At 41.1% G+C, this 20,511-nt stretch carries 30 protein-coding genes; 3 read left to right on the top strand and 27 right to left on the bottom strand.

Features of this window, described 5'->3' with window-relative positions:
* Positions 1-19 precede the first annotated feature (19 nt).
* Complete coding sequence (locus tag AC1TO8_RS07500; protein ID WP_482054960.1) at positions 20-175, top strand: Spo0E family sporulation regulatory protein-aspartic acid phosphatase; 156 nt, start codon at positions 20-22, stop codon at positions 173-175.
* Positions 176-327: 152 nt separating this feature from the next.
* Here the strand turns inward: AC1TO8_RS07500 and AC1TO8_RS07495 are convergent, their stop codons facing one another.
* Complete coding sequence (locus tag AC1TO8_RS07495) at positions 328-2,022, bottom strand: PA14 domain-containing protein (RefSeq protein WP_482054959.1); 1,695 nt, start codon at positions 2,020-2,022, stop codon at positions 328-330.
* Between the two features lie 372 nt (positions 2,023-2,394).
* Between AC1TO8_RS07495 and AC1TO8_RS07490 the strand changes: the two genes are divergently transcribed.
* Both AC1TO8_RS07490 and AC1TO8_RS07485 read left to right on the top strand, forming a co-directional pair.
* Complete coding sequence (locus AC1TO8_RS07490; RefSeq protein ID WP_482054958.1) at positions 2,395-3,576, top strand: AAA family ATPase; 1,182 nt, start codon at positions 2,395-2,397, stop codon at positions 3,574-3,576.
* On the top strand, positions 3,569-4,327 hold the full coding sequence (locus AC1TO8_RS07485) for an HNH endonuclease (protein WP_482055252.1): 759 nt from the start codon (positions 3,569-3,571) through the stop codon (positions 4,325-4,327). Before AC1TO8_RS07490 ends, AC1TO8_RS07485 begins: the two co-directional genes overlap by 8 nt.
* Here AC1TO8_RS07485 and AC1TO8_RS07480 read toward each other — a convergent pair.
* The 26 genes from AC1TO8_RS07480 to AC1TO8_RS07355 form a co-directional block, all read right to left on the bottom strand.
* Positions 4,316-4,492 (bottom strand): hypothetical protein, encoded by a 177-nt coding sequence (locus tag AC1TO8_RS07480; protein ID WP_482054957.1) that lies wholly within the window; start codon positions 4,490-4,492, stop codon positions 4,316-4,318. The genes AC1TO8_RS07485 and AC1TO8_RS07480 overlap by 12 nt on opposite strands.
* Before the next feature lie 143 nt (positions 4,493-4,635).
* Positions 4,636-4,914: a holin gene (locus AC1TO8_RS07475; RefSeq protein ID WP_482054956.1), complete on the bottom strand. Its 279-nt coding sequence runs from the start codon at positions 4,912-4,914 to the stop codon at positions 4,636-4,638.
* A gap of 17 nt (positions 4,915-4,931) precedes the next feature.
* A complete protein-coding gene (locus tag AC1TO8_RS07470) occupies positions 4,932-5,759 on the bottom strand; it encodes a peptidoglycan recognition protein family protein (RefSeq protein ID WP_482054955.1) in 828 nt (275 codons plus the stop codon).
* Positions 5,760-5,845: 86 nt separating this feature from the next.
* Positions 5,846-6,139: a hypothetical protein gene (locus AC1TO8_RS07465; protein WP_482054954.1), complete on the bottom strand. Its 294-nt coding sequence runs from the start codon at positions 6,137-6,139 to the stop codon at positions 5,846-5,848.
* A gap of 80 nt (positions 6,140-6,219) precedes the next feature.
* Positions 6,220-6,336 carry a CD1375 family protein gene (locus AC1TO8_RS07460; protein ID WP_482054953.1) on the bottom strand — a complete coding sequence of 39 codons (117 nt, stop codon included), beginning with the start codon at positions 6,334-6,336 and terminating at the stop codon, positions 6,220-6,222.
* Positions 6,336-6,776 (bottom strand): hypothetical protein, encoded by a 441-nt coding sequence (locus tag AC1TO8_RS07455; protein WP_482054952.1) that lies wholly within the window; start codon positions 6,774-6,776, stop codon positions 6,336-6,338. Before AC1TO8_RS07455 ends, AC1TO8_RS07460 begins: the two co-directional genes overlap by 1 nt.
* A 10-nt stretch (positions 6,777-6,786) precedes the next feature.
* Positions 6,787-8,142: a tail fiber protein gene (locus AC1TO8_RS07450; protein ID WP_482054951.1), complete on the bottom strand. Its 1,356-nt coding sequence runs from the start codon at positions 8,140-8,142 to the stop codon at positions 6,787-6,789.
* Positions 8,135-8,689: a putative phage tail protein gene (locus AC1TO8_RS07445; protein ID WP_482054950.1), complete on the bottom strand. Its 555-nt coding sequence runs from the start codon at positions 8,687-8,689 to the stop codon at positions 8,135-8,137. The genes AC1TO8_RS07450 and AC1TO8_RS07445 overlap by 8 nt, the downstream gene beginning before the upstream one ends.
* Positions 8,686-9,744 (bottom strand): baseplate J/gp47 family protein, encoded by a 1,059-nt coding sequence (locus AC1TO8_RS07440; protein WP_482054949.1) that lies wholly within the window; start codon positions 9,742-9,744, stop codon positions 8,686-8,688. Before AC1TO8_RS07440 ends, AC1TO8_RS07445 begins: the two co-directional genes overlap by 4 nt.
* Positions 9,737-10,150, bottom strand: coding sequence for a DUF2634 domain-containing protein (locus AC1TO8_RS07435; protein ID WP_482054948.1), 414 nt, complete (start codon positions 10,148-10,150; stop codon positions 9,737-9,739). Before AC1TO8_RS07435 ends, AC1TO8_RS07440 begins: the two co-directional genes overlap by 8 nt.
* Positions 10,147-10,485 carry a DUF2577 domain-containing protein gene (locus AC1TO8_RS07430; protein WP_482054947.1) on the bottom strand — a complete coding sequence of 113 codons (339 nt, stop codon included), beginning with the start codon at positions 10,483-10,485 and terminating at the stop codon, positions 10,147-10,149. Before AC1TO8_RS07430 ends, AC1TO8_RS07435 begins: the two co-directional genes overlap by 4 nt.
* Complete coding sequence (locus tag AC1TO8_RS07425) at positions 10,485-11,450, bottom strand: XkdQ/YqbQ family protein (RefSeq protein ID WP_482054946.1); 966 nt, start codon at positions 11,448-11,450, stop codon at positions 10,485-10,487. Before AC1TO8_RS07425 ends, AC1TO8_RS07430 begins: the two co-directional genes overlap by 1 nt.
* 7 nt (positions 11,451-11,457) lie before the next feature.
* Positions 11,458-12,135, bottom strand: coding sequence for a LysM peptidoglycan-binding domain-containing protein (locus tag AC1TO8_RS07420; RefSeq protein ID WP_482054945.1), 678 nt, complete (start codon positions 12,133-12,135; stop codon positions 11,458-11,460).
* On the bottom strand, positions 12,128-14,200 hold the full coding sequence (locus tag AC1TO8_RS07415) for a hypothetical protein (RefSeq protein WP_482054944.1): 2,073 nt from the start codon (positions 14,198-14,200) through the stop codon (positions 12,128-12,130). Before AC1TO8_RS07415 ends, AC1TO8_RS07420 begins: the two co-directional genes overlap by 8 nt.
* Before the next feature lie 48 nt (positions 14,201-14,248).
* A complete protein-coding gene (locus AC1TO8_RS07410) occupies positions 14,249-14,596 on the bottom strand; it encodes a hypothetical protein (protein WP_482054943.1) in 348 nt (115 codons plus the stop codon).
* A 249-nt stretch (positions 14,597-14,845) separates the two neighbouring features.
* The gene (locus AC1TO8_RS07405) at positions 14,846-15,268 is read right to left on the bottom strand and encodes a phage tail assembly chaperone (protein ID WP_482054942.1); all 423 of its coding nucleotides are present in this window, start codon (positions 15,266-15,268) and stop codon (positions 14,846-14,848) included.
* An 18-nt stretch (positions 15,269-15,286) separates the two neighbouring features.
* Complete coding sequence (locus AC1TO8_RS07400; RefSeq protein WP_482054941.1) at positions 15,287-15,751, bottom strand: phage tail tube protein; 465 nt, start codon at positions 15,749-15,751, stop codon at positions 15,287-15,289.
* Positions 15,752-15,817: 66 nt separating this feature from the next.
* On the bottom strand, positions 15,818-17,134 hold the full coding sequence (locus AC1TO8_RS07395) for a phage tail sheath family protein (RefSeq protein WP_482054940.1): 1,317 nt from the start codon (positions 17,132-17,134) through the stop codon (positions 15,818-15,820).
* A 1-nt stretch (position 17,135) separates the two neighbouring features.
* The gene (locus tag AC1TO8_RS07390; RefSeq protein WP_482054939.1) at positions 17,136-17,318 is read right to left on the bottom strand and encodes a hypothetical protein; all 183 of its coding nucleotides are present in this window, start codon (positions 17,316-17,318) and stop codon (positions 17,136-17,138) included.
* Positions 17,311-17,736: a phage tail terminator family protein gene (locus AC1TO8_RS07385; protein ID WP_482054938.1), complete on the bottom strand. Its 426-nt coding sequence runs from the start codon at positions 17,734-17,736 to the stop codon at positions 17,311-17,313. Before AC1TO8_RS07385 ends, AC1TO8_RS07390 begins: the two co-directional genes overlap by 8 nt.
* A 4-nt stretch (positions 17,737-17,740) precedes the next feature.
* A complete protein-coding gene (locus tag AC1TO8_RS07380) occupies positions 17,741-18,214 on the bottom strand; it encodes an HK97 gp10 family phage protein (protein ID WP_482054937.1) in 474 nt (157 codons plus the stop codon).
* A complete protein-coding gene (locus AC1TO8_RS07375; RefSeq protein ID WP_482054936.1) occupies positions 18,171-18,407 on the bottom strand; it encodes a hypothetical protein in 237 nt (78 codons plus the stop codon). Before AC1TO8_RS07375 ends, AC1TO8_RS07380 begins: the two co-directional genes overlap by 44 nt.
* Positions 18,404-18,760, bottom strand: a complete 357-nt coding sequence (locus tag AC1TO8_RS07370; RefSeq protein ID WP_482054935.1) for an ABC transporter ATP-binding protein — start codon at positions 18,758-18,760, stop codon at positions 18,404-18,406. Before AC1TO8_RS07370 ends, AC1TO8_RS07375 begins: the two co-directional genes overlap by 4 nt.
* On the bottom strand, positions 18,760-19,137 hold the full coding sequence (locus AC1TO8_RS07365; RefSeq protein WP_482054934.1) for a head-tail connector protein: 378 nt from the start codon (positions 19,135-19,137) through the stop codon (positions 18,760-18,762). Before AC1TO8_RS07365 ends, AC1TO8_RS07370 begins: the two co-directional genes overlap by 1 nt.
* Before the next feature lie 4 nt (positions 19,138-19,141).
* Entirely contained in the window at positions 19,142-19,396 is a 255-nt protein-coding gene (locus tag AC1TO8_RS07360) for a hypothetical protein (RefSeq protein WP_482054933.1), read from the bottom strand.
* A 61-nt stretch (positions 19,397-19,457) separates the two neighbouring features.
* Complete coding sequence (locus AC1TO8_RS07355) at positions 19,458-20,501, bottom strand: major capsid protein (RefSeq protein ID WP_482054932.1); 1,044 nt, start codon at positions 20,499-20,501, stop codon at positions 19,458-19,460.
* Positions 20,502-20,511 lie beyond the last annotated feature (10 nt).

The following is a 20,511-nucleotide window of genomic DNA, read 5'->3' as shown; positions in this document are numbered from 1 at the left end:
ATCTTGGGAGCTGTTCGATTTGGATATAATCCGAAAAATTGAAGAACTCCGGTTGGAATTGAATAAACTATCTATGATTAAACAACTGGCTGACCGGGAAATCATAGATACAAGCCAGCGGCTAGATGAAGCACTGAATCAATACAACATGCTTAAACAGAAATCTGTAAAATGATATAAGGGAGTCGCGCAAGCGGCTCCTTCCTGGATTTAGTTCAAGAAACTATACCCACCAAAAAATAAGCCAGTCCAACATTTAAGTTGACCTGGCTTATACTCATTTCTTATGGGTTACAGGAAATTATTTCATGTAATATAAATTGCGAATTAATTCAAATAGAAAGCCTTAGATGGTACTACTTCCTTATACATATAATCGCTATCAGACCATGAAAGCTGGGCACGACCAAAGGTCGGACCATTGAAATACTCCATCTTTATATCGTACTTCTTACCAGCTTCTAGCCAAATTCCACCTGTCAACTCTCCATCTCCCTGGAGCTCCCAGTGATCAATAATTAATTCATTATTGATCCACAGTCTAGCACCATCATCTGAATAAATATGAAAGTTATGAGTACCTGTACGTTCTGATTGAATTTTCCCTGTCCAGCGTACAGAATATGTTTCTGGATCGATCAAAGGATCTGGAGAACCTAAATCCCAGTCGAAATCAATATTAGAATCTACTCGATCTAACTTTTTGTCTGATAAGTCGTCGTTATTAAAGTATTCAGCGTTTAATCCGGTTCCTTCACTAGGCTCTGAAGGTAGCTCAATATCTCCGCCAACTGCATAAACTGCGTTTTTGTTTCCTGAGTTTGTAAAGTAAAGAGTTCCATCTTCACCAATAGTAATGTTATGAGAAGAATCACCAGCGAGACCCTTATCATAAGTAGTTATCAGTACTCCATCTTTCGAATACACTTTTAACAAATTCACTTCATTGACGTATATTTCTCCTTTATTATCTACTATTGGGGCTGTTGCTATTGATGTTGAAGGAGTTTTCCATTTGATTGTTCCATCCAAATTAATCGCATATAAATAAGATTTACTTCCACTATTTCCAATATAGAGGACCTTTTCTTTCTCATCGTATGCAGGGTTTGTATAAAGATAGCTTTCCAAATTTATTTTCCAATTAAGTGAACCATCATTTGAACTTATGCTATATAACTCATTAGTGTGTCTACCAGCAATATAAACGTTCCCCTTATCGTCAAGAAGAGGACTTCTGTAATGTAGTGGTGTACTATTGGAAGAAGTTCCATAAGTTTTGGACCACCTAACACTACCATTACTGCTTAGTGATGAAAGTATTACACCTGTGTTATTAATACTTTGTACATATATATTACCTTTCTTATCGATGGAAGGTTGTCCCATATAATGGTTTAATGTAGTGCTCCACTTTATCTTCGGTAAGGATGTATCAACAGCAATTATTTTCACACCACTCCCTATATACAGAGTTCCATCATTACTAATTGCAATTTCTCCAAGGGTCGAATTATTTAAACTTATGCCATCAAGGTTCCATTTAGATAATCCTGTACTGCTGTCAATAGCGTAGAGTAGGCTCCCCGATGTAACGTAAACGAAACCATCATTAGCAATTACAGGCGAAGAGTTTGCATAATATTTGAGAGAGTATTCCCATTTGATTGTTCCATCAGAATTTATTGCAATCAGTTTAGAGTTATATTGAGTCCTCGATTCTGTCGCTATGTATACCGTTCCATCTGAACCAACAACAGGGGTGAATTTAAACCCTGATGATGATACTGGTACTATCCACTTAGTTGTCAAATTACTATTAACCCCGTTAAATCTTGAATGTCTAGTCCAGTTAAAGTCTGTTGGTTGTTGGGCATCAGTGTCATATGCCCCTTGTTGATAACCCTCCCCTTGATTAAATGGAACAGATGACGCATTTGTAACCGTTGGTTGCAGAAATGCTGATGCGATTAATGCCGAACCTAGTACTAAACTAAGTCCTTTTTTAATAACTGATTTCAATTAAATTATCCCCTTTCCAGAATAAGTATTCTAATATTATATCGGTTTTTTTTGGAAATATATGATAGCTCATTGAAATCCCATTTATTGCAAGATTGATGATTCATAATTGTTAAACAAAAACCTTAAACGAAAAGTAAGACCCTACCAGTTTATATACCGGTAGAGCCTTTTGTATGTTGTTAAAGTTAGAGAGTGAACCTTAAATAGAGATAGGCTCTACTAACATTTGTCGTTTGTACCCACTTCACTCAATTCCTGGGATTACATTTTCGAAAGGTGTCTATTTTATATAATTATACTTATTTGTTGATAGGAAACAATATCCAATGTATATTTAACTAATTAAACACTTTATTTAGGAGGGATACAATGTTCAAACTAAAAGATATACATATTGAAGCAATCGGAGGGATTGAAGAATTAACATTCTCTTTTAATCCGCACATGAATATAATCTGCGGGCCAAACGGAATAGGAAAAACCACCATATTAGAATGCATCGCTCAATCATTCACATATAACCCGAGTACCTTTTTAAGAAAAAAGGCCGATCATGATAAGGGATTTTGGGAAATCACTAATCTAGATGGTCTAAAATATAGACTCGAAAAAACAAACTTTCATCCAAACGATAATATGAATTTTACCGGAAACGGTAACCCGGCGCATGAATTTTCTTCAGAGGTAATTTCAATAAGAACTCATAGAACTTTTGAATATACCCCGTTAAATTACATTTCTAGAGATCAGAGAAATGATGATAGCCAGTCACTAGTACAAGGAATGCGTGCTGATGATGGAAAGAATTGGTTCGTCAATCGTTTCATATGGTCAATGCACTTAGATTCAATTACAGTAGCGCAGAGACATAATTTGGAGGTCGCAAAAACAATATTCAACAAGACAGACCCTAACATTACATTTTCTAAAGTTAGAGGTGATACATTTGATATTTTGGTTACCCAGGATGGTAAATCTGAAATTTATTTCGAATATTTATCATCAGGTTACAAATCTGTGATTTTCATACTACTGGGACTAATCAAAGAAATTGAGTTAAGATTTTCAAGTATAAATTTATTTGTGGAAGATTTTAGCGGAATAATACTAATTGATGAGTTAGACCTACACTTACACCCTCAATGGCAAGCTAATCTTTTATATGTCCTTAAGGACATATTTCCAAAGGCACAGTTCATAGCCTCTACTCACAGCGCACATATAATACAGGCCACGAATCCTGACGAGGTCATTCCCTTAGGACATGATGAGAACGGTGAAGTAATTATTAGGGATGTTATATCAAATAGTTATGGATTTCAAGGCTGGTCTGTTGAAGAGATTCTGATAGATGTAATGGGCCTAGAAGAGACTAAATCCCCTTTGTTTATCGAATACATTAATAGATTCGAATCCTCATTGGAAACCGAGGATGTTACAGGTGCAAAAGAATCATTTGAAGTATTGGATAGAATGCTCCATCCAAGTAATCATTTAAGAAAACTACTTAAATTGCAATTAGCCTCCCTAGGATGTGATTTAAATAATTAGATTAAACAAGTTACCTAGACCAATAGAACTAACTGATGAAATAGTCATAAATTTAACTAATGAATTTAAGTTAACAGGGAAATCCGTCTGGATACAACCATATATAAAACGTGATCTATTAGAAAGTTCTCACTCTAAATGTGCTTATTGTGAATGCAAGCTGGATGTTGAGTCAAAATATATGGAAGTTGAGCATTATCATGATAAGTCTACTTACGCTGACTTAGTGGTGGAATGGGATAATCTTTTGCCAAGCTGCAAGAGATGTAATGGAAAAAAGTCAGGACATGATACCATGTTAGAACCAATTATTAACCCAGCAAATATGAACCCTAAAGATCATTTGAAAGTAAGGGGATATCGTTTTATAGGCATTACTGCTGAGGGCACGGAAACAGTAGAACTACTATTATTAAATGATATTCGCAGACTTGTTACACCAAGATTCGAAATTTCACAAGCAGTCAATGAACAGGTTGAAACTCTTCTAAAGAAGTGCCGTGATTATCAAAATAAGAATACCACAAGGGCGAGAAATTCAATTATTCAAATAACTACAAACATTTTATTTGGAGGGACCCCAACTGAAGAATACGCAGCAACTGTTGCCACAGAACTCTGCAACAATGAGTTCTTCATGGAAGTGATAGACTTTTTAAAATCTGACTCATTGTGGAGTGAAGAACACGAGAATCTTTGGGGCACCGTCCAAAGCATCTCATTCTCAGTTGCTACTCCATTAACTGCTTGATTTTTTTTTGTATTTATTTTCTGATATTAGTTCAAACTCTTCTTCAAACACTTTTTTAAGTATCACGATTTTATTTTCAGTGTTATCAACAGAATTTAGCATAATATATTTTTCATTGGGCGACTCAGATATAAATATAAAAATTTCATTTGGTTTATTATCCATATATTCTTCACCTCACTTATATCTATGATTTAATTTCACAACTCAACACCATAAAACTGAAGATACCCTTAGGGAATGATTTATTCCGCAGGGGGTATCTTCATCCTCTATTTATAACATTTCCTCTTCAAGCACTTGCGAATTCACTCTTTGGCAGTCCCTTCTCGCTTGTTAAACGCTAACTCGAACAACCCAGTAGCACTAAGCCCGGCCAATCCCCCCGCCCACAATCTAAGCGTCAGGTCGAGATCCGTGAATGGCACAGATACGACACCAATCACTAAGCCGATCGCAAGCCCTACAAGAGGTAAGATATTCTTTGGTACATTTACCGTTTGCTTTACTAGCTGAACACCCGCCAACACAAAAACGGCCAACACCGAAGCGAAGGCCAATACATCTGTTAAATTTTGATTTTCCATTACTTAATTTCCTCCTTTTATTCTATTGGAATCCCAGCAGCCCGACGTAATGAATTGGCCATGTTATTAAAGTCTTTAGCTTGGTTCGTATTTCCTTTTGCTTTAGCTTTGAACCACCCTGGAGAAAGCCACCGGAAGATAATCTCCTGTGCGTTTGACTTAGGTAACTTCTCCACCGGCACAGCAGCGGATCCGACTAGTGGAATGCCTGCAGCTAGTCGTAAGTTGTTAGCTAAGTTATGAAAGTGAGTCATACCAACCCGATCTCCTGCCCCCCTAGAAACGAACCATGCAGGTGACACGTAATCATCAATCAAGGTTTGTGCAATGTCGCTAGGTAATGACACAAAGTCCGGAATAGCAATTGTAGTAATGAGTTCTTTGGCCACATCTGTAATCAGATCCTTGAGTGTTTTCCCGCCAAACTTAAGCGCCTGATCACAATCGCTCTTGCGGGATGGATCCAGTTGCTTGTGGGTCGGAATGTGCGTTGAGGGATTCTTCCCCCATCTATCACAACAGTAAGCCAAGTACCAGACATATCGCTTATATGCCTCAGTAAAGTTAATCTTGCCACCATAGCAGAGCTCCACGCCCAGAGCGGCATCGTTGCTGTCGTAGCCAAACCTATCGTTATCAGTTGTCACGTTATACAGCACATGCCAGGCTTTCTCCCCCGGATCCGTACTTGTACCCGTAGGGATTATCTCAAGAATCTTTTTGTCATCAATAAAGACTTGAGCTGATGCCGATCGATCCTTAAGATTATTAAAATAAGTAAAATGGTTATCCGCAGTTGCCCCTGGATTACCTGTATCATGGGCAACAAAAAAGGCCGGGGACACGGTTGTGAGCCGAGTGCCAGGCCTAACGTTTTGACGCTTATCAATATAACGCCGTTCGATCTTATATTTGTTTTTATTCATAATAATTATCCTCTCCCTTCCGTACTCTCCAAACGATCGACACGTTTGTGGATCGATTTGTACGATTCCTCCAGCCTTGTTATCCGCTCGGAATGAGCTTCAACTTTCTGCCCCTGAGCTCGCAAGTCTGCCCGTATATCATCGATTCCTCGCTTAATGTAAGTCACATCAGTCTGTAGGACTCCATCTGCTTCAGCTTCATGAGCAACTTCTTGCTTTATCGTTTTTGTTCTGCCTGTCCAACCTAAAACAATTCCACTAACAATCCCAATAAGAGCTATGACTCCTGCCCACTCCATCCGATCTCCTCCATTCCAAATAAAATAGCCCCCATAGTTATGAGGGCAAAATAAAAACGCCTTATTGGGCGCTGTCGGTGTTACTTATCTGTTATATCTGCATCTAACAAGGCTTGTGTATTAGCTCGCCAAGTCATTGGTACATTGCCAATCTCCCATAACCCTACGTTAATTAGATTATAATATATCTTCGCCATTACGATACACCTCCGATCATGCTAGCTAATTCAGCGATTGCCAATTGTGTTTCTAGCTTGTCCATTTCGTTGGTTCCTGCCAACTCTGCCACAGCCAACATTAACTCTGTGTTCTGTGTTTCGAGTTCCGTGATTCGTTGCGATAATGGTGCTTGAAATACAGGAACTTCCGGTTCGGGATCGCTCGGATCGGGATATGAAAACTCTAATTCTAATGTATCGGGATTAACTCGATATCCGTCACACTCTAAAAAGTCTTGCGCGTACTGACCGTATTCTAATTTGATAACGCCAACGGTCTCTTTCGTCCGCTCCGCTAATTCGATATACCCTGTAAAATCTTCCTCTTCTGTTGTTTCCCTTTGTTCGATTCTGTCTCCCGTGTTAACTATCACAGCGCCTGTTCTATTATCATAGTAAATTTTCATCCCTATTTGCACGTCGAACCTCCTATTCTATGGCGACCCATTCAATCGTGGCTATAGCAGGGGTACTTGCATTATTGTTATAACCATTCTGCCAATACGCGCCACTTATCGAAAAACCATTATCATTAATTACCAAACCTTCTATGTTGTGCGTCCCCTGATTTGAGTTATAATGAAGACCCCAAAAAACACCATCAACATAAGCATAAGTATACACGGCAGGATACGCTGTCCCGTATATCGTGCCCGTTATTTTTATTATCAACTTAGATAAACGGAAATTCAAAGTTGATACGACAAACGCATTCCGAAAAACAAAATCCCTATCAACGCCACTATTAATCATGTCAACTGTTCCGGTACCTTTCAAGACCCTTTTACCCTCTACCAACGTCCCTACCAATTGCCCACCAAAGGCCGTTTTTCCTGCCCTGAAATTCTCGGGCAATATATCCCCTACCGGCAATCTCGCCCAACTAACATTACTGTTATATTTCCCTACCATGCCTTGAGTATCGAAATATATATATCGTGCTGAATCTCCGGCTGAATACGGACCATATGACGCCGTCGCTGACAAAAAATGTGACGTTGGCTCATTGATAGACGGCATAGTCCCGATTACTTTGGCGCCTGTCTTATAGGCTATTGCCCCCGCTAGCATTTGATCGGCATTAACTGTGGCATCGCTTGTAAATGTGCCGACCAATTGCTTTGTGGGATCGGTCGGGTGTCCTATCTTTGCCCCTGCTTTTATGTTATCAAGAGTGAGTCCGAGAATATGGGCATTGATTGCAACGTGATAACCCGCGGGAATGGAAATGTCAATTCGTCCGACTGCGGCATTAGAAGCTACGCTTAAAACATCTGTGCCCGTTTGAGCGTTTGTATACCCTGCTGAATAGTTCGCCATCGTACCAACCAATCCACTACCCGTCGCATTACTAAACACCGCACCCGCCAATACTTGCGCCGCTGTTGCTCCTCCTGTTGCTCGTATCACTGCCGCAATCTTGGGGATGAGTTGCGCCCATGTCTCACTTGTGGTTGCTGGGATACCAATGGCAACAAGCGCGGCGACTACTTCCGCTTTTCGCTCATTGCCAAGTTGCTTTCCCGCGGCCGCTTCTGCCATTACAAGCCCTACCGCCTTTTCAGTTGCGGCTTTAGTCTCGTTCGTGCCGTTAGTGGCATTGGAGAGCATGGCTTTACCTGCAACTGTTAAACTGGCATCGGGGATATCTACGTCAATGTTTTCAAAGGCTTTATCGATCTTGACCCAGTTTTCATTCAGCATTGTTTCGACATTAAACGTGTCGTTACCGTCAGCGATCGGATTTTTCATTAGTAAATCCAAATTAGGTGTATTACTAGACAATAGGCTCACCTCCTGCAAAATTTGATAGTTTAATTGTCTCTAGTTGACTAAGCGTCATGACGTTGTGTATCTCTCGGATTAGTAAGTATCTGAATTTATATTTAAGCGCAATATGTGCGGGTTTAATATCCTCTAATGCCTGTTTAAGATCATCAAGGTTTGGAGGGATGCCGACAGTATCAATAAAAGTAATAATTATTGTGTAATGCGGCACATCAACCCCGACATCCACCGTCCCGCCATCATAGGCTTGGGCTACGTTTTTAATCATGGAACCCGACACCTTGCCACTACCACGCATCTTAGAAATGATCACAGATCGTCTTTGATCGACTGGTTTTGTCTTATCAACTATGATTTGCAGGTCCTTCTCATAGCGATCTAGGAAAATAGTAGATGTCTCAGGATAGGACTCATTCAACAGGGTTTCAATGTCTGAATACAACCTATCAAACTCCACACCTTCTGTAGCTGTCAGGTTGTCCATCTCTACGATCTCGTCATAGTAATCAGGCAAGTATCCTCTTAATCTCTCAACGGCTGTCATGAGACACTCACCGTGCCTAAGACCGCGACAGAGTCCATTGTTATTTCAATATTTTGCGCCCCCCCATTAACAAGTAAATCGGAATAGTCGATAACAGGTGGAATCCCTAAAATGATACTTTGAATCCGTGTATACCTTACCAACGGATCGTTAAAGGCTAGGTCTTTCAAATATTCCTTTGTTCCGTTCTCTAGCTGTTCTTTCACCTCTTGGATAGTGGCACCTGTTGCAAGCGCGACAGTTACAGATATGTTAATGGGTATCTCTTGGGCACCTACAACTGTCGCTTTAGCTCCGATCGGCGCCATACCTTCACCCATGCCGTCCTGAGTAGGATCAATATATATTTGCACGGCATTAACTATTGCCGTTGCAGGAGTGCGCATATCACCATCTAGCAGAGCCACTTTAACGGTACCTTCACCATCCCAAAGAGGGAATGCCCTAGCCCTGCCTACTCCCACGATCTCTCTCGCCCATGATTCGTACTGATACCTGTTGCCACTCGTAATAGGTCGGGATACCTCTTCTTGGTATCTATCGTAAAGGGATTCATCGGTTTCTGTATCCTGCCCTGCCACAAGTAACTCTGTGATTTCTCCACGCCCAAGGTTGTTAATATAATCAATTGGTATAACTGGTCCGAAATGACGATTACCTTCTGATCCTGCAGTTTCGCATTCCACTTTATAGTTACCTAACGATATCTTCTCGATAACTTTATAATTTAGCTCGCCTAAAGAAAACCGACTTCCTAATGGTATAGCCATTAGAACGTTACTGCCATTGTAAAAGACACCTCTTAACTGTGCCTTACTAGCAAGCTTACGGGTAACGCCTGACCAAGCGATAGCGCGATCCAAATACTCATTTGTAGCCGTATCAGGAAATCGCAAGTTGCTGTTAATTTCTAAATCGATGTAGGTTTGTGCAAGTTCTGCAGCCGCTGGAGCCAAAGCGTCATAAATAATACTGCCTTCGCGCTTATCTATGCCACCAGGTACTCTATCTAACATTCGTTCTAGTATGTTTTCATAGGTTTGATCCTCATACAATGTTGCTCACCTCCCTCGTTTCCTGATATCTTCCAAACTCCGATTCGACCGTGAAATGAATCAAGGCATTATCCTGTTCATAGGCAAATTTAAAGCCTGTTACAGCTACGATACGATCATCTTGGGTTAATGCTTCCTTCACCCACCGTTCGACCTCAGATTCGAACACTGAGCGCCCGCGACTGGCTGATAGATCCACCTCGCTACCAAAGTCATTGCTGTAAATAAGATGTTCGAATCGAGTAGTGGAGAGAATCTTAAATACAACCTGCTTAATTGATTCGAGTCCATCAATCGTTTGGCTACTGATTCTTTTGTTAACAAGATCAAGGCGATAGGTTCGACTCGGTAAGGCAACTGGTTCCAATTCTTCATCTGACATTTCAAAATCACTTTGCGGTATCACTCGCTCTCCACCTTGTCCATCACTACGAATTGTTGACCGCCTTGTACACGTAACAAGATCACTTTGTCACCAACCTCTAAGCCTTTTCTAATCACTATCTTTTCTAGTAAAGATTCATTAGTAGCGGATACCCCCGGGACTGCGTGATCATGCTTTAAATTGATTTCGAAGCGTGTCATCGACTCAGGGACAATTAAAAAAGCCCCTGTAAGGATTAGACGTTGATCCACGTTAATCTCTAATGGGCTTATAGATGATACAGTTCCAATCTGTATGGCTGTTGGGTCACTATTCTTGATCACCTCTAATGCTGCTTGCTTGATAATATCTAGCATTATACTAACCTCAATTCCAACGTCATTGTGTGATTCGTTCCGCTCTTTTTATGTGTGCATTCATCGACTAGAAAGAATTTATTAATGCCAAAACGTTCAATGTAGATATTCACATACATGCCAGCTCGCAGTCTAAAGTCACCGATGGCTTCAATCTTCATTGATCTTGTTTCGCGATTCTTGGCAGTTATCAACCTTGTCAAAAGGTCATTAATTTGAGCAGTATTTAAACTCTCATCAACGCTTTGGGTCAGTTGCAACAATCCCCACTTTTCAATACGGCTACTGTCCTTTATTTTGTACGTTTCACGCTTGCCTGACTTTTCATTATCTTTGTATAAAATAACCTGATTGTATGTGTCGTCATCAATGGATTTGGAATAGGAATAATTCGTCATTAAACTACCCTCGCCAATGACAAATCCGTATTTCATATTCGTGATATTCTTAAGAGTGAGCTTTCCGAAATCATCAAAAAACACGAAGTTAGTCGCGTTAGCTATTAGTGATTTATCTAGAGACTCACATATCATGTCAAACAATGATTTATCATCAAACAACTGAGCGGGTATCTTATATGACGTATCATCCATTGTTCCAACAGTCAACTCAAAATCCGTGGCAATCTTTTTGATAATCTGAGTCGCGCTCATGTTTTGAAATGAATAGGTGTGGTTTACATTTAGATAACGCATCTGATCATAAGCTAGAATCTTTGCTTCTCCGTTTCTTCCTGTCTCAAATCGGAAAATGTAACCTAGAAAAACTTTGTTGGCACCGTCTGTGAATCTCACGATATCACCGTTTTGATACTTGAATTTCTTGTCTTGGTAGATACCTTCATCAATAAGCGTGAACTCCATTGAAGAAGCCTTACCAATCCTGCTTGTTCGATAACTGATATCCTTTACAACATCTGTTACATCCCAGACATTCCCGTCTTTATTATCGATCAGAATTTCCATGTGATCATCACCCCGGGAGTTTGATTACGGTACCGATTTTAAGCTTCTTAACTTGAGCATCCGTAATGTTATTCAAGTTCTGAATCTCTTTATACTTAGATCCATCGCCTAGGTTCTTCTTTGCAATGATGAATAGCGTGTCTCCACTCTTAATGGTGACCGTCTTAGGTTTGGTTCGTTCATCAGCTCGCTCCGGTTCTGTTTTGACTGCAACAGTCTTTGTGCCAGTAGCGGTTTCCGTCTTGGCAAAAACAACTTTCTTAGCAGCGTAGAAGACATATTCTTTTAAAGAGATATCATATTCCCAATCACCAACAGCGCCACCTGATTCTTTATAATTAAAATCCTCAATAGATACCGGAATGTTTATCTTTAAGCTATCACTCACATAAATAAAGCGGATCGGGCGCTTCTTATTCATCCAATCCTCTATACGCATAATAAAATCCGCTGGCTGTTCAAACCCTGCTGACTGTATTGTAGATGTCATATCAGCAGGGAAAACGCCACTAAAACTGATTTCTTTAAGTGATGGAGCTTTGATAACGTTAATCTCGCCCAAACCTGCAACGTCATGTGTTTCTCCATTTCCTGAGCCATCTATGCTGATATCCTCAGGCAAAACAGGGATTTGAAAAAACACTTCATGATTGTTAAAGCTAAGCTCAATACTATATTCAGCCAACTGGGATCACCCCTTTGACGCTTGATGCGAACTCGTCCTGCAAGCCTGTCTTTATTTTAGCTACGATAGAGTCCAGGTTATCTCCATTCGTGATTGGGCCTGTTTTAACTTGTACAGTAGGTGTAAGAGTAACAAAGTTCTGAATGTTCTTCATCTCCGCAAGATCACGCATTACCTTTAGATCCTCACTAGAGATATCAACTTTACCTTTTATCTTATCTACTGTGCCTATGTTCTTTTTCTTTTTGTCCTCAGTAGCGTTCCAAGCATTTAGATCGGCACCACCCATGCTTGGTAATGATAAATCGACACCCTTAGCAAAGTCGGACCCCGTTTTAAAACCTGAGTCAAATTGCGTTTTGAGATTCTTTTCTTCCATGCGTCCAAAGCTAACGACATTCTTTGTGCTAGTAGGCTTTTCCCATTGATCCATCATTCCCTGCATTTTATCAGACACAGAATTAATGTTTTCAACATCAAACATATCGGCAGTCCCTAGATCTACGCCTGTCATGTCGGATATCTTTTTACTCAGCCAGTTAAAACCTTTAAGCACGCCATTTATGCCACCTAAGATAGTCTTCATAAACCCACCTGCGAAGTCCTCAGCGCTACGGAGCATGTTGATCATTTGACCGCCAAAGGTAACGGCTAAGTCATAAATAAGCTTTTGTATCGCGTATATAGGATCTATAAACAGGTTGTTCAGGAACTCTGCAAGACTCGCAAATATATTCCATATTAACGCTACTTTGTTATATATATAACCATACAACATCATGAACCAACCCATCATAAACCCAACAACATCAGCAACGGATACGCCCATTTTTTGTAGTATTAGTATGAGTCCCATTACAGCAAGACCGATTAAGAGGATGGGCCAGTGAATAGCCATCCAAGCCGCAGCTTGCGCCAACACTGGGGTTACCGCTTTCCATAATATTGGTATCATTGCCCACAACTTAGGTATAACTAGTAAAGCTATCACCGTGCCAATGCCAGCTAATATAGCACTCACCGTTGCTCCGTTATCACTTATGACGTTGAATAACCACATCGCGCCGTTCGCAAATCCTACAACAAGATTTGTGGTCCAAGCTAATCCTGTGCTTAATGCATCGAAAAACGGTTGGAATGTCCCACTCTTAAATGCTTCGTTAATCATCGTTATCAGGGGCAAGAGCGCCTGTGTTGCTGACCCGCCCGCATCCGCAAACATTGATTTTACGTTGTTCCCTAGTGTTTCCAACTGCTTAGCAGGGCTCGCCATCATGATGTCAAATGCAGCTTGTCCCATCTTTTGCTTTTCAAGCAGTTTGTCGAAGGCTTTAATAAATCCGTCCATGTCTCCTGCTTTACCCAGATCGTCAATACCAAAGGCTCTAATGTCAGTTTTGGACATGTTAAATCGCTCTGCCAGTGAGACGATATCCCCCGACATAGCTTCCTTTAGTGCGAATGTAGCACCCTCTATACCGTTCCCGGCACTATCAAAGGCGTTCATCCGTTGTGCCAAGTTATTCAACTGCTTCAAATGATCCGTGTTTTGAGTAGTGGAGAAGAATGATAGTGTACCAACAAGTGATTTATTAACATCTTGCCCGGCTGCTAGTGCATCCTTTTTAAACTGATCAAACATGGCTGTGCCTATCCTTGCGTCACCTGTACGGGCAATAAGCATATCTTGCATTTTTTGTTGCTCCATAGAACCGCCTATAGTAGACCCAAAAAGACTCTTTGCACCTGCTATGGTTAGATATGTTGCCGCCATGGCTTTGATGTTGCTAAGCAGTCCAGATCCGTGACCCTTGCCATCTTTAAGTGATTTATTAAACTTGTTTTGGCTATTCGTTGCTTGATCGATAGATGACTTTATCGCCGCTTCCGCTGCCACTATTTGTTTCTTGGCCGCGATCAGACCCTTGTCAACGTTTACGTTTCTGTCGGTCGCCTTTTGCATCTGTTGCATGGTAGTTATCACCATGTTCATACTTGATGTAATACCTTTTAAAGGGCCACTCATGGAGTCAAACAACTTAAGGCTAGATGATACAGTCGCCATTGCGCACCTCCTTTAAGACAATAAAAAAACACCCTGTGGAGTAGGGTGTTAGAACATGGTTGTCATTAATATTTTGTATAGCTTGTCGTCTAGTTCAAATAGGCTCTTCTTGCCGTCTTTAAACTGCACCGCGACAACGTGTGTGCCTTTATTTTTAGCGCTTAACCCTGCAAGCAAACCCACAGGCCCAAGAATAAGCGAGCCTACTAGTCCCCTACCGATAGCGCTTGCGGCACTCTTGGTATGCTCCTCACTCACTTCTTCCCACGATTCAACAGTATCTTTCGATATTGTTACATTACCTTTCCAACCGATACCGATAATCAATTTTCCTTTTGACACAAGAAATTTTCTTTGTTCATAGTCCCCAGCAATAACTGCGTTTTTCGCTCCCATAGTCAAACCCCCTGTATAGGTCATATTTACCAATAACCTTATCAAACTAAAGAGGTTTGGTCTATCATTTTTTACGACTCTTACTTTTAGATTTCGCTTGTTCTTTCTTTTCCTTTTCAATCTTTACAGATATCATCGCATAGATTGCGGCTTGTTCTTCCGCTCTCATACTCATCAGATCGTGAGGTAGTATGTGTAACTCATGGAGGGCATAGTAAGCTAGATTAGCCTCACCATCGCCCTCCTCTATTAGTTTTTTACTTCTTCTACCAACTCGTTCATGTCCTGGTCAAATCCATTAATAGCTGTGATCTTTTCCGTTAGTCCGCTAAACTCACCCGGGAGTAACATTTTGCGAAGAAGATTTTCAGCTCCAATTACTCCGTAAGATTTTTGAATCTCTGCATTCTTTAAATCTGGATAGACCACGCAAGTGACAACAAGTTTGGAAAGGTATTCGTTTTGATCAACCTCAGACGTATAAGTTCCACCCTTACCTTTAACCTTCTTTGTCGCCGATTTTCTCAACTCTTGGTTAACATCCTCAGTGATTGATCGTAATTTCCACTTACCAACTTTACCTTCCTTATCCTTAAAGCGTGGAGAAACTTCAAACTCTTCTGCCACCTCAACTGCTGCATTCTGTGCAAAAAACATACTCAAGTCACTCATATATAATTCCTCCTATTATTAACCCAACGTTGGGGCTACGAATTGGTCTAAAATATCAACATCGTCAAATGTGAAATCAGCATCTTCTTCAAGTATTTCGCTTTCTGTATCAATCTTTGCCATAATCACACTGTCTAAGTTAACTCCTCGTAGTACAGTGGTTTGCTTGCCGATTGTGGAACCTTCATCTTCATTTATGATAGTGATATCAAAGTACGTATCTTTACCAGTCTTGATATATTCAAGCATCAATTGTCTGAAGCGAGATGTAACATAATAGATTGTCATGCTACCAGTGCCTGTCCAGCCGTTAGCTTTATGTTGTGTTCCGCGCTTCCCTAGTGTCTTTCCTTCAGTTTTATTCTTCTCAACAGTAGCTTCTAGGGACTTGACGTAGAACATTTCTTCTACTTGCCCACCGATTGTCGCATACGCCCGACCTTCTTGACCGGATATCGTATCCCCTATATTTAGGAATGACATACCACATCACCTACTCTTTCATATTTTTAAAAAACAAAAGAGAGCCCCTCTCAGCTCTCCCGTGTCCTACTTAACTTTTAAGCGGAAATAGATTTTCTCGATGCTATCCACTGGCTGTATGAAGCTCTCCGCAAATACCGCGTCAGATTCAACCCCTTGAATGAATGAAATATCATTTTGTGCATCGAAGTTCTGTATGGCGTTGATATTTTGCAATGTAGTAAAGTAACTGATCGCTTCACTTCTTAGCAAATTACGACCGTCCGCATTGTTATCTACTTTTCCGATATAGAATTTCTCGAATATGCTTTTTAGATCATTCGCTATGCCGTCCAATACTCGGATAACACGATTCTTTCTGAACTCTTTACCCTTCTTAACTGTGAAGCTATGAAGAGTATTAATATCCTGCTCGACAATCGCCCTACCATCGTTAGCTGTGAATACGAACTCTCCCGCAGTTAATGCAGCAATGATCTGAGTATTGGTATAACGTGGTGAAACGTCTACAGCGTCGTCATAGGCGCTGTATGTTAGAGCTTCATTAACGTTAGCCCCTGCCGTAGCACCTGCCACCCATGCGACTGCCTGAGCATTCGTGAGTGTTGTACCATCAGATAGCACCACACCGTTTTTAACGCTTATTACACCTTCGTAATCAGCAATAGGGTAATCAGGCATTATTGCTTGTACCTTTTTGCCCTCATCCTCTCTAAGGCGCTTTACAAAGGCTGTGTAGACTGATTTCAGTTGCGCTTCATCGGTAGTCAATCCAACAGTGTTGAAGTCTTGCAATTCAAGCGCTTCGAGGAATGCGGTATGATCGGCATTTGTTACAACGCCATTGGTGCCATTGATAAGCGGTAGCCCTGCCGTGACAGTTAAAGCGCCTGTGCCGCTAAACACTACCCAGTCATTATCTGTAAGCCCTGCAATGCTTGAGACAATCTGCATATCCACTACAGCCCCTGATACCAGTGTATTAACATCAAACTTAGCAGGATCATCTATATTAGTTTGTATGATGATTGAAATATCGTTACCACGCACACCGCCGTATTTAGCCTTTACCGTTAAATCAGTTAGTGTTGCTGTAGCTTTGACACCTTCATTGAGACGATACAACAGTAATGTCTTAGCCCGTTTAAGTGACTCTTTGACTAATAGTAATGAAGCATCTGTAATATCGTACCCGAGAGCATCGAATGTATCTGCTCCCGCCTCTACAGCGATAAGTTGTTTAGATGGTCCCCATGGCAATGTGAGAGCTAATGCAGTTATGCCACGCTCCCCTAAGGTTCCGAGTGGTTTCGGTTCAGAAACTATATCAAAATACACGCCAGGTCTTTTTCTGTTTTGGGTTGTAAACGATCCTCCAGCCATGTTACTTCACTTCCTTTCCTAAAAATGTTTTTGTAATCTTTTCGACCTCTTCGATCGTGTATGTCTTGCCATCTTCCAAGAGTCCATTCAGGATATCCTTTTGTCCTGTGAACCTCTTGGATTCAGTGATTTGTGATTTGGTATACCCTTGGGTAACTACCGGCTTGTCATCAACTTTAGCCATTTTTAATAAATCCCTCCTTGGTGAGAGTTTTCATCTTCGGATAATCTTGTTTTGGTCGCATAACGTGAAAATCGTATGAAACAAAGAAGTGAAGTACACCGTCAATGATTTCATGATTCATCTTAGAGCCATGGTGTGAACCTGTTATCCATTCCAATACGTCATATAGCATCTCAGCTACGTTGTGCATCTCTACATTTGCGTCCACTTTGGATAGTGGGAAGTAATGCACATCAAAATTGTGATAGCGTTTATAGCGTCTGCCAAACTCTTTATCTTGCGCAACGGGAAAAAGCTTAACAAAAAAGCAAGGCTCAACTAAGCCCTGCTTGATCTCTTCTTCATATATGGTTGCGACTGGAAAGGCTTGGCTTAGCTTCATTATCACGCCATCCACAACATCTTTAACTGTTACCACGGCTTCACCCCTTACGGCCGTTCATTAACTGATTGAGTAATTCCATTTGTTTCTTTTCTAAATAGCGCGGCAACTCACGTTCCATCTCCTGCATGGATATTGTCATCATGAATCTACCTTCTACCCATTTGGTTAAGTCCTTACCTGTGCGGTGACCAAATTCTACAAAGGGGGCGTATTCAGTGTTATTGAATATCTCAACAACATAGGCACCACCACGTTTCTCGACTTTGCCTACTTGCCAATTACGTCTCAACTCTCCTGTATCACCTACAGGTGTGCGCTTTTTAATCTTGCGATCAGCTCGATAGGCCATCTCCAAAAGGAACTCTCTGATCCACCGTTCAATTACGCGCTGGTCCATTGCTGTTTTAAACCTCTTCGCCATCTGTTCCATCTGCCCGAAATCAAAGCTTCCCCATTTAGCCATCAGATCACCTTTTCTTACAAATGAAGCAATCATTGTGTGCATCTTCATGAATGCAATCTCGTTGTATTTCTGTTAGTCCAAGCGCTTCAAGGTAGGTGTAAGTATCATAGACCGTGAGAGATGTTCCATCTTTCATGAGCAGTGTAACGACAAATTGATCAATGCTATGAAAGTTTTCCTCTATATAATTAATCAATCCTGTTTTGCTTTCAGGATAAATCCTCTTCGCTGTTCCACTCATGCCTTCACACTCCTTTGAATGCTTAGTTCTTGATGCGTTGAGTAGGGAAAAGGCTCCCCCGCCGTATACAAGCGTTCAAGCGTCCCACGCGTTACATTGATAGTGTCGCCCTGCTTGATCTCTATATCAGGAGAGATAAAGAGTTTTGTCTCGTATGCAATATTGTTAACCGATTCGGTTTGCCCGTTGCTACCTAATGCTTTACGAGAGATTCGGCAAGCTACATCAGTATGAACGGCATACAATTCATTCTTAGTGCTTCCGTTTGGCTGGTTGACTGGTCCATATCGGCTTATTGTACATTTGTCCTCATATAGCTTTTCAATCGCTTTACGGTGTCTTCTAAGATTCATTACCACACCACCAAGCCCGGTCTGCGGTAACGATTCAAATCGGCAGCGTAGTTTAATATCAAACCGTCAATTACATCCTGTCTAGACGCTGTTCCTATACCGTTGACAGGTGAAACAGAGGTGTCACCAATCTTTATGTTTTCACCAGTCGCTATCGTATCGTCAATGGCATCTAAAGTTGATTGCTCGGCCTGCAACGCACCAGTGACCATTGAGGCCCATGTATACCTGAGCCCCTCCGGTACTTCGCTAACACGGCAATAGTTTTTAATACGCCAACCAATCTCTTCGATGTAAGATTCAGCAAGTGACTTAAGTTCATCATCTAGCCGCATACGTGCCTTTACTATGGTCCATATCTCTTCTGTCGTGATCACGTAATCACTCCTCAGACGTAAGAATTACTCCTGCCCCAGTCAACACAGCTACATCCTCGGGACCAAATTCCGCTTTGTCGCCTTTTTTATATCGCTTGTCATTGTGTTTGACATTAACAGAGAATGTTACAAGTTTCGTTTCCTGTGGTGTTACTACCGTTTCAGTTGTTCCGGCACCTTCTTTTGACACATCATTATCAGCACTAGTCACTACTTCACCAGAAACTTTCGGATTGTTCTTAATCCTTGGTTCACTCATTTACAAACACTCCTTCATATTCATAGATTTAATAATAAAAAGAGAGGTTGCCCTCTCTCATTTACACTACTTTTGCAATAAAGATATTATCAATTGTTTCGAAAGAAGGTAGCACGATCTCAGAAACAATGGTTTCTACGTTGACTGGATGTGGCTCTTTAATAGTTGTAACTGCCACACCTGTGTTAATAATCGATACATCAGCAGCTACACTACCAGTCATCAGATCTGATTCCTCTGGGGTTGTGCCGTAGTACGTATTACCAAGGTTTCCGGAAGGAATGAGCGTGAAGTGATCGTCTGGGTAGAATTGTTTTTGTGCCCCTGTTTCATCCGTGTATTTTTTGTTATACACAGCAACCGAAAGTCCCAACTTAGACTGTAGGTATTGTCTTAACAGGTCATCAGTAAGAATGACGTTTTGACCACCTAGAGGGTTCATATCAAGTCGGATGCTTTTACTAGCAAGTAAGTCGTTCCACGTTTTACGAGTGGTTACAGCACCTTCTGGTCGTGTTCCTGTGTCATCTTCAATGGTATCCATCCACGCACGAATATCTTGAACATGCGTTGCTGTCTCCTTGTCCCACGTTGCCGTACCTGTTAACGTTTCACGATGACCAGCTGGCATCTTGTAATCATAGTCATAGTCTTGCCGATTAGCGGTAATTCTGATTTTACCAGTGGATAACAATTGCATGATCATGCGTTCAGGCTGCACGTCTGCACCTCTAACCAACCCATCTATATCATCATAAATAGCATTAACAACAGGGTTGATCAATGCGTTGTTATTGGTTTGAAGAACGGTATTTAATTGTTGTCTCTCCTTTTCTCCAATACGCATCCCCTCACGGAAGAATGGCATTTCAGTTTCAATCTTTTTAACTCCTATACGATCACGCAACGTTGCCTTCGCGTCAAACTCGGATGGCATAAGTGCGACCGGTAGACCTTTAGATCCTTTAATCCAACTCAGATCGAGTCCCAATTGCTTCTTAGGCGGGAACAACGTAGCCCCCAAATACGGTACGGTATTCGATGGGTTGGTTTGGTGATACGCGGTTACGTTGGCAGCTGTTACTAATTCAAAAATTGTAGGCATAATTTATTTC

Source organism: Paenibacillus sp. Y859 (assembly GCF_056786405.1).
Note: the sequence above shows the minus strand (reverse complement) of the source record. Positions and strands in the feature narration are given on the sequence as shown.

Excerpts from the sequence above, each read along its gene's own strand:
- AC1TO8_RS07490 (WP_482054958.1), top strand. The coding sequence starts at position 2,395 with ATGTTCAAACTAAAAGATATACATATTGAAGCAATCGGAGGGATTGAA.
- AC1TO8_RS07480 (WP_482054957.1), bottom strand. The coding sequence starts at position 4,492 with ATGGATAATAAACCAAATGAAATTTTTATATTTATATCTGAGTCGCCC.
- AC1TO8_RS07475 (WP_482054956.1), bottom strand. The coding sequence starts at position 4,914 with ATGGAAAATCAAAATTTAACAGATGTATTGGCCTTCGCTTCGGTGTTG.
- AC1TO8_RS07465 (WP_482054954.1), bottom strand. The coding sequence starts at position 6,139 with ATGGAGTGGGCAGGAGTCATAGCTCTTATTGGGATTGTTAGTGGAATT.
- AC1TO8_RS07460 (WP_482054953.1), bottom strand. The coding sequence starts at position 6,336 with ATGGCGAAGATATATTATAATCTAATTAACGTAGGGTTATGGGAGATT.
- AC1TO8_RS07445 (WP_482054950.1), bottom strand. The coding sequence starts at position 8,689 with ATGACAGCCGTTGAGAGATTAAGAGGATACTTGCCTGATTACTATGAC.
- AC1TO8_RS07430 (WP_482054947.1), bottom strand. The coding sequence starts at position 10,485 with ATGCTAGATATTATCAAGCAAGCAGCATTAGAGGTGATCAAGAATAGT.
- AC1TO8_RS07425 (WP_482054946.1), bottom strand. The coding sequence starts at position 11,450 with ATGGAAATTCTGATCGATAATAAAGACGGGAATGTCTGGGATGTAACA.
- AC1TO8_RS07415 (WP_482054944.1), bottom strand. The coding sequence starts at position 14,200 with ATGGCGACTGTATCATCTAGCCTTAAGTTGTTTGACTCCATGAGTGGC.
- AC1TO8_RS07410 (WP_482054943.1), bottom strand. The coding sequence starts at position 14,596 with ATGGGAGCGAAAAACGCAGTTATTGCTGGGGACTATGAACAAAGAAAA.
- AC1TO8_RS07405 (WP_482054942.1), bottom strand. The coding sequence starts at position 15,268 with ATGAGTGACTTGAGTATGTTTTTTGCACAGAATGCAGCAGTTGAGGTG.
- AC1TO8_RS07400 (WP_482054941.1), bottom strand. The coding sequence starts at position 15,751 with ATGTCATTCCTAAATATAGGGGATACGATATCCGGTCAAGAAGGTCGG.
- AC1TO8_RS07395 (WP_482054940.1), bottom strand. The coding sequence starts at position 17,134 with ATGGCTGGAGGATCGTTTACAACCCAAAACAGAAAAAGACCTGGCGTG.
- AC1TO8_RS07390 (WP_482054939.1), bottom strand. The coding sequence starts at position 17,318 with ATGGCTAAAGTTGATGACAAGCCGGTAGTTACCCAAGGGTATACCAAA.
- AC1TO8_RS07380 (WP_482054937.1), bottom strand. The coding sequence starts at position 18,214 with ATGAAGATGCACACAATGATTGCTTCATTTGTAAGAAAAGGTGATCTG.
- AC1TO8_RS07375 (WP_482054936.1), bottom strand. The coding sequence starts at position 18,407 with ATGAGTGGAACAGCGAAGAGGATTTATCCTGAAAGCAAAACAGGATTG.
- AC1TO8_RS07370 (WP_482054935.1), bottom strand. The coding sequence starts at position 18,760 with ATGAATCTTAGAAGACACCGTAAAGCGATTGAAAAGCTATATGAGGAC.
- AC1TO8_RS07360 (WP_482054933.1), bottom strand. The coding sequence starts at position 19,396 with ATGAGTGAACCAAGGATTAAGAACAATCCGAAAGTTTCTGGTGAAGTA.
- AC1TO8_RS07355 (WP_482054932.1), bottom strand. The coding sequence starts at position 20,501 with ATGCCTACAATTTTTGAATTAGTAACAGCTGCCAACGTAACCGCGTAT.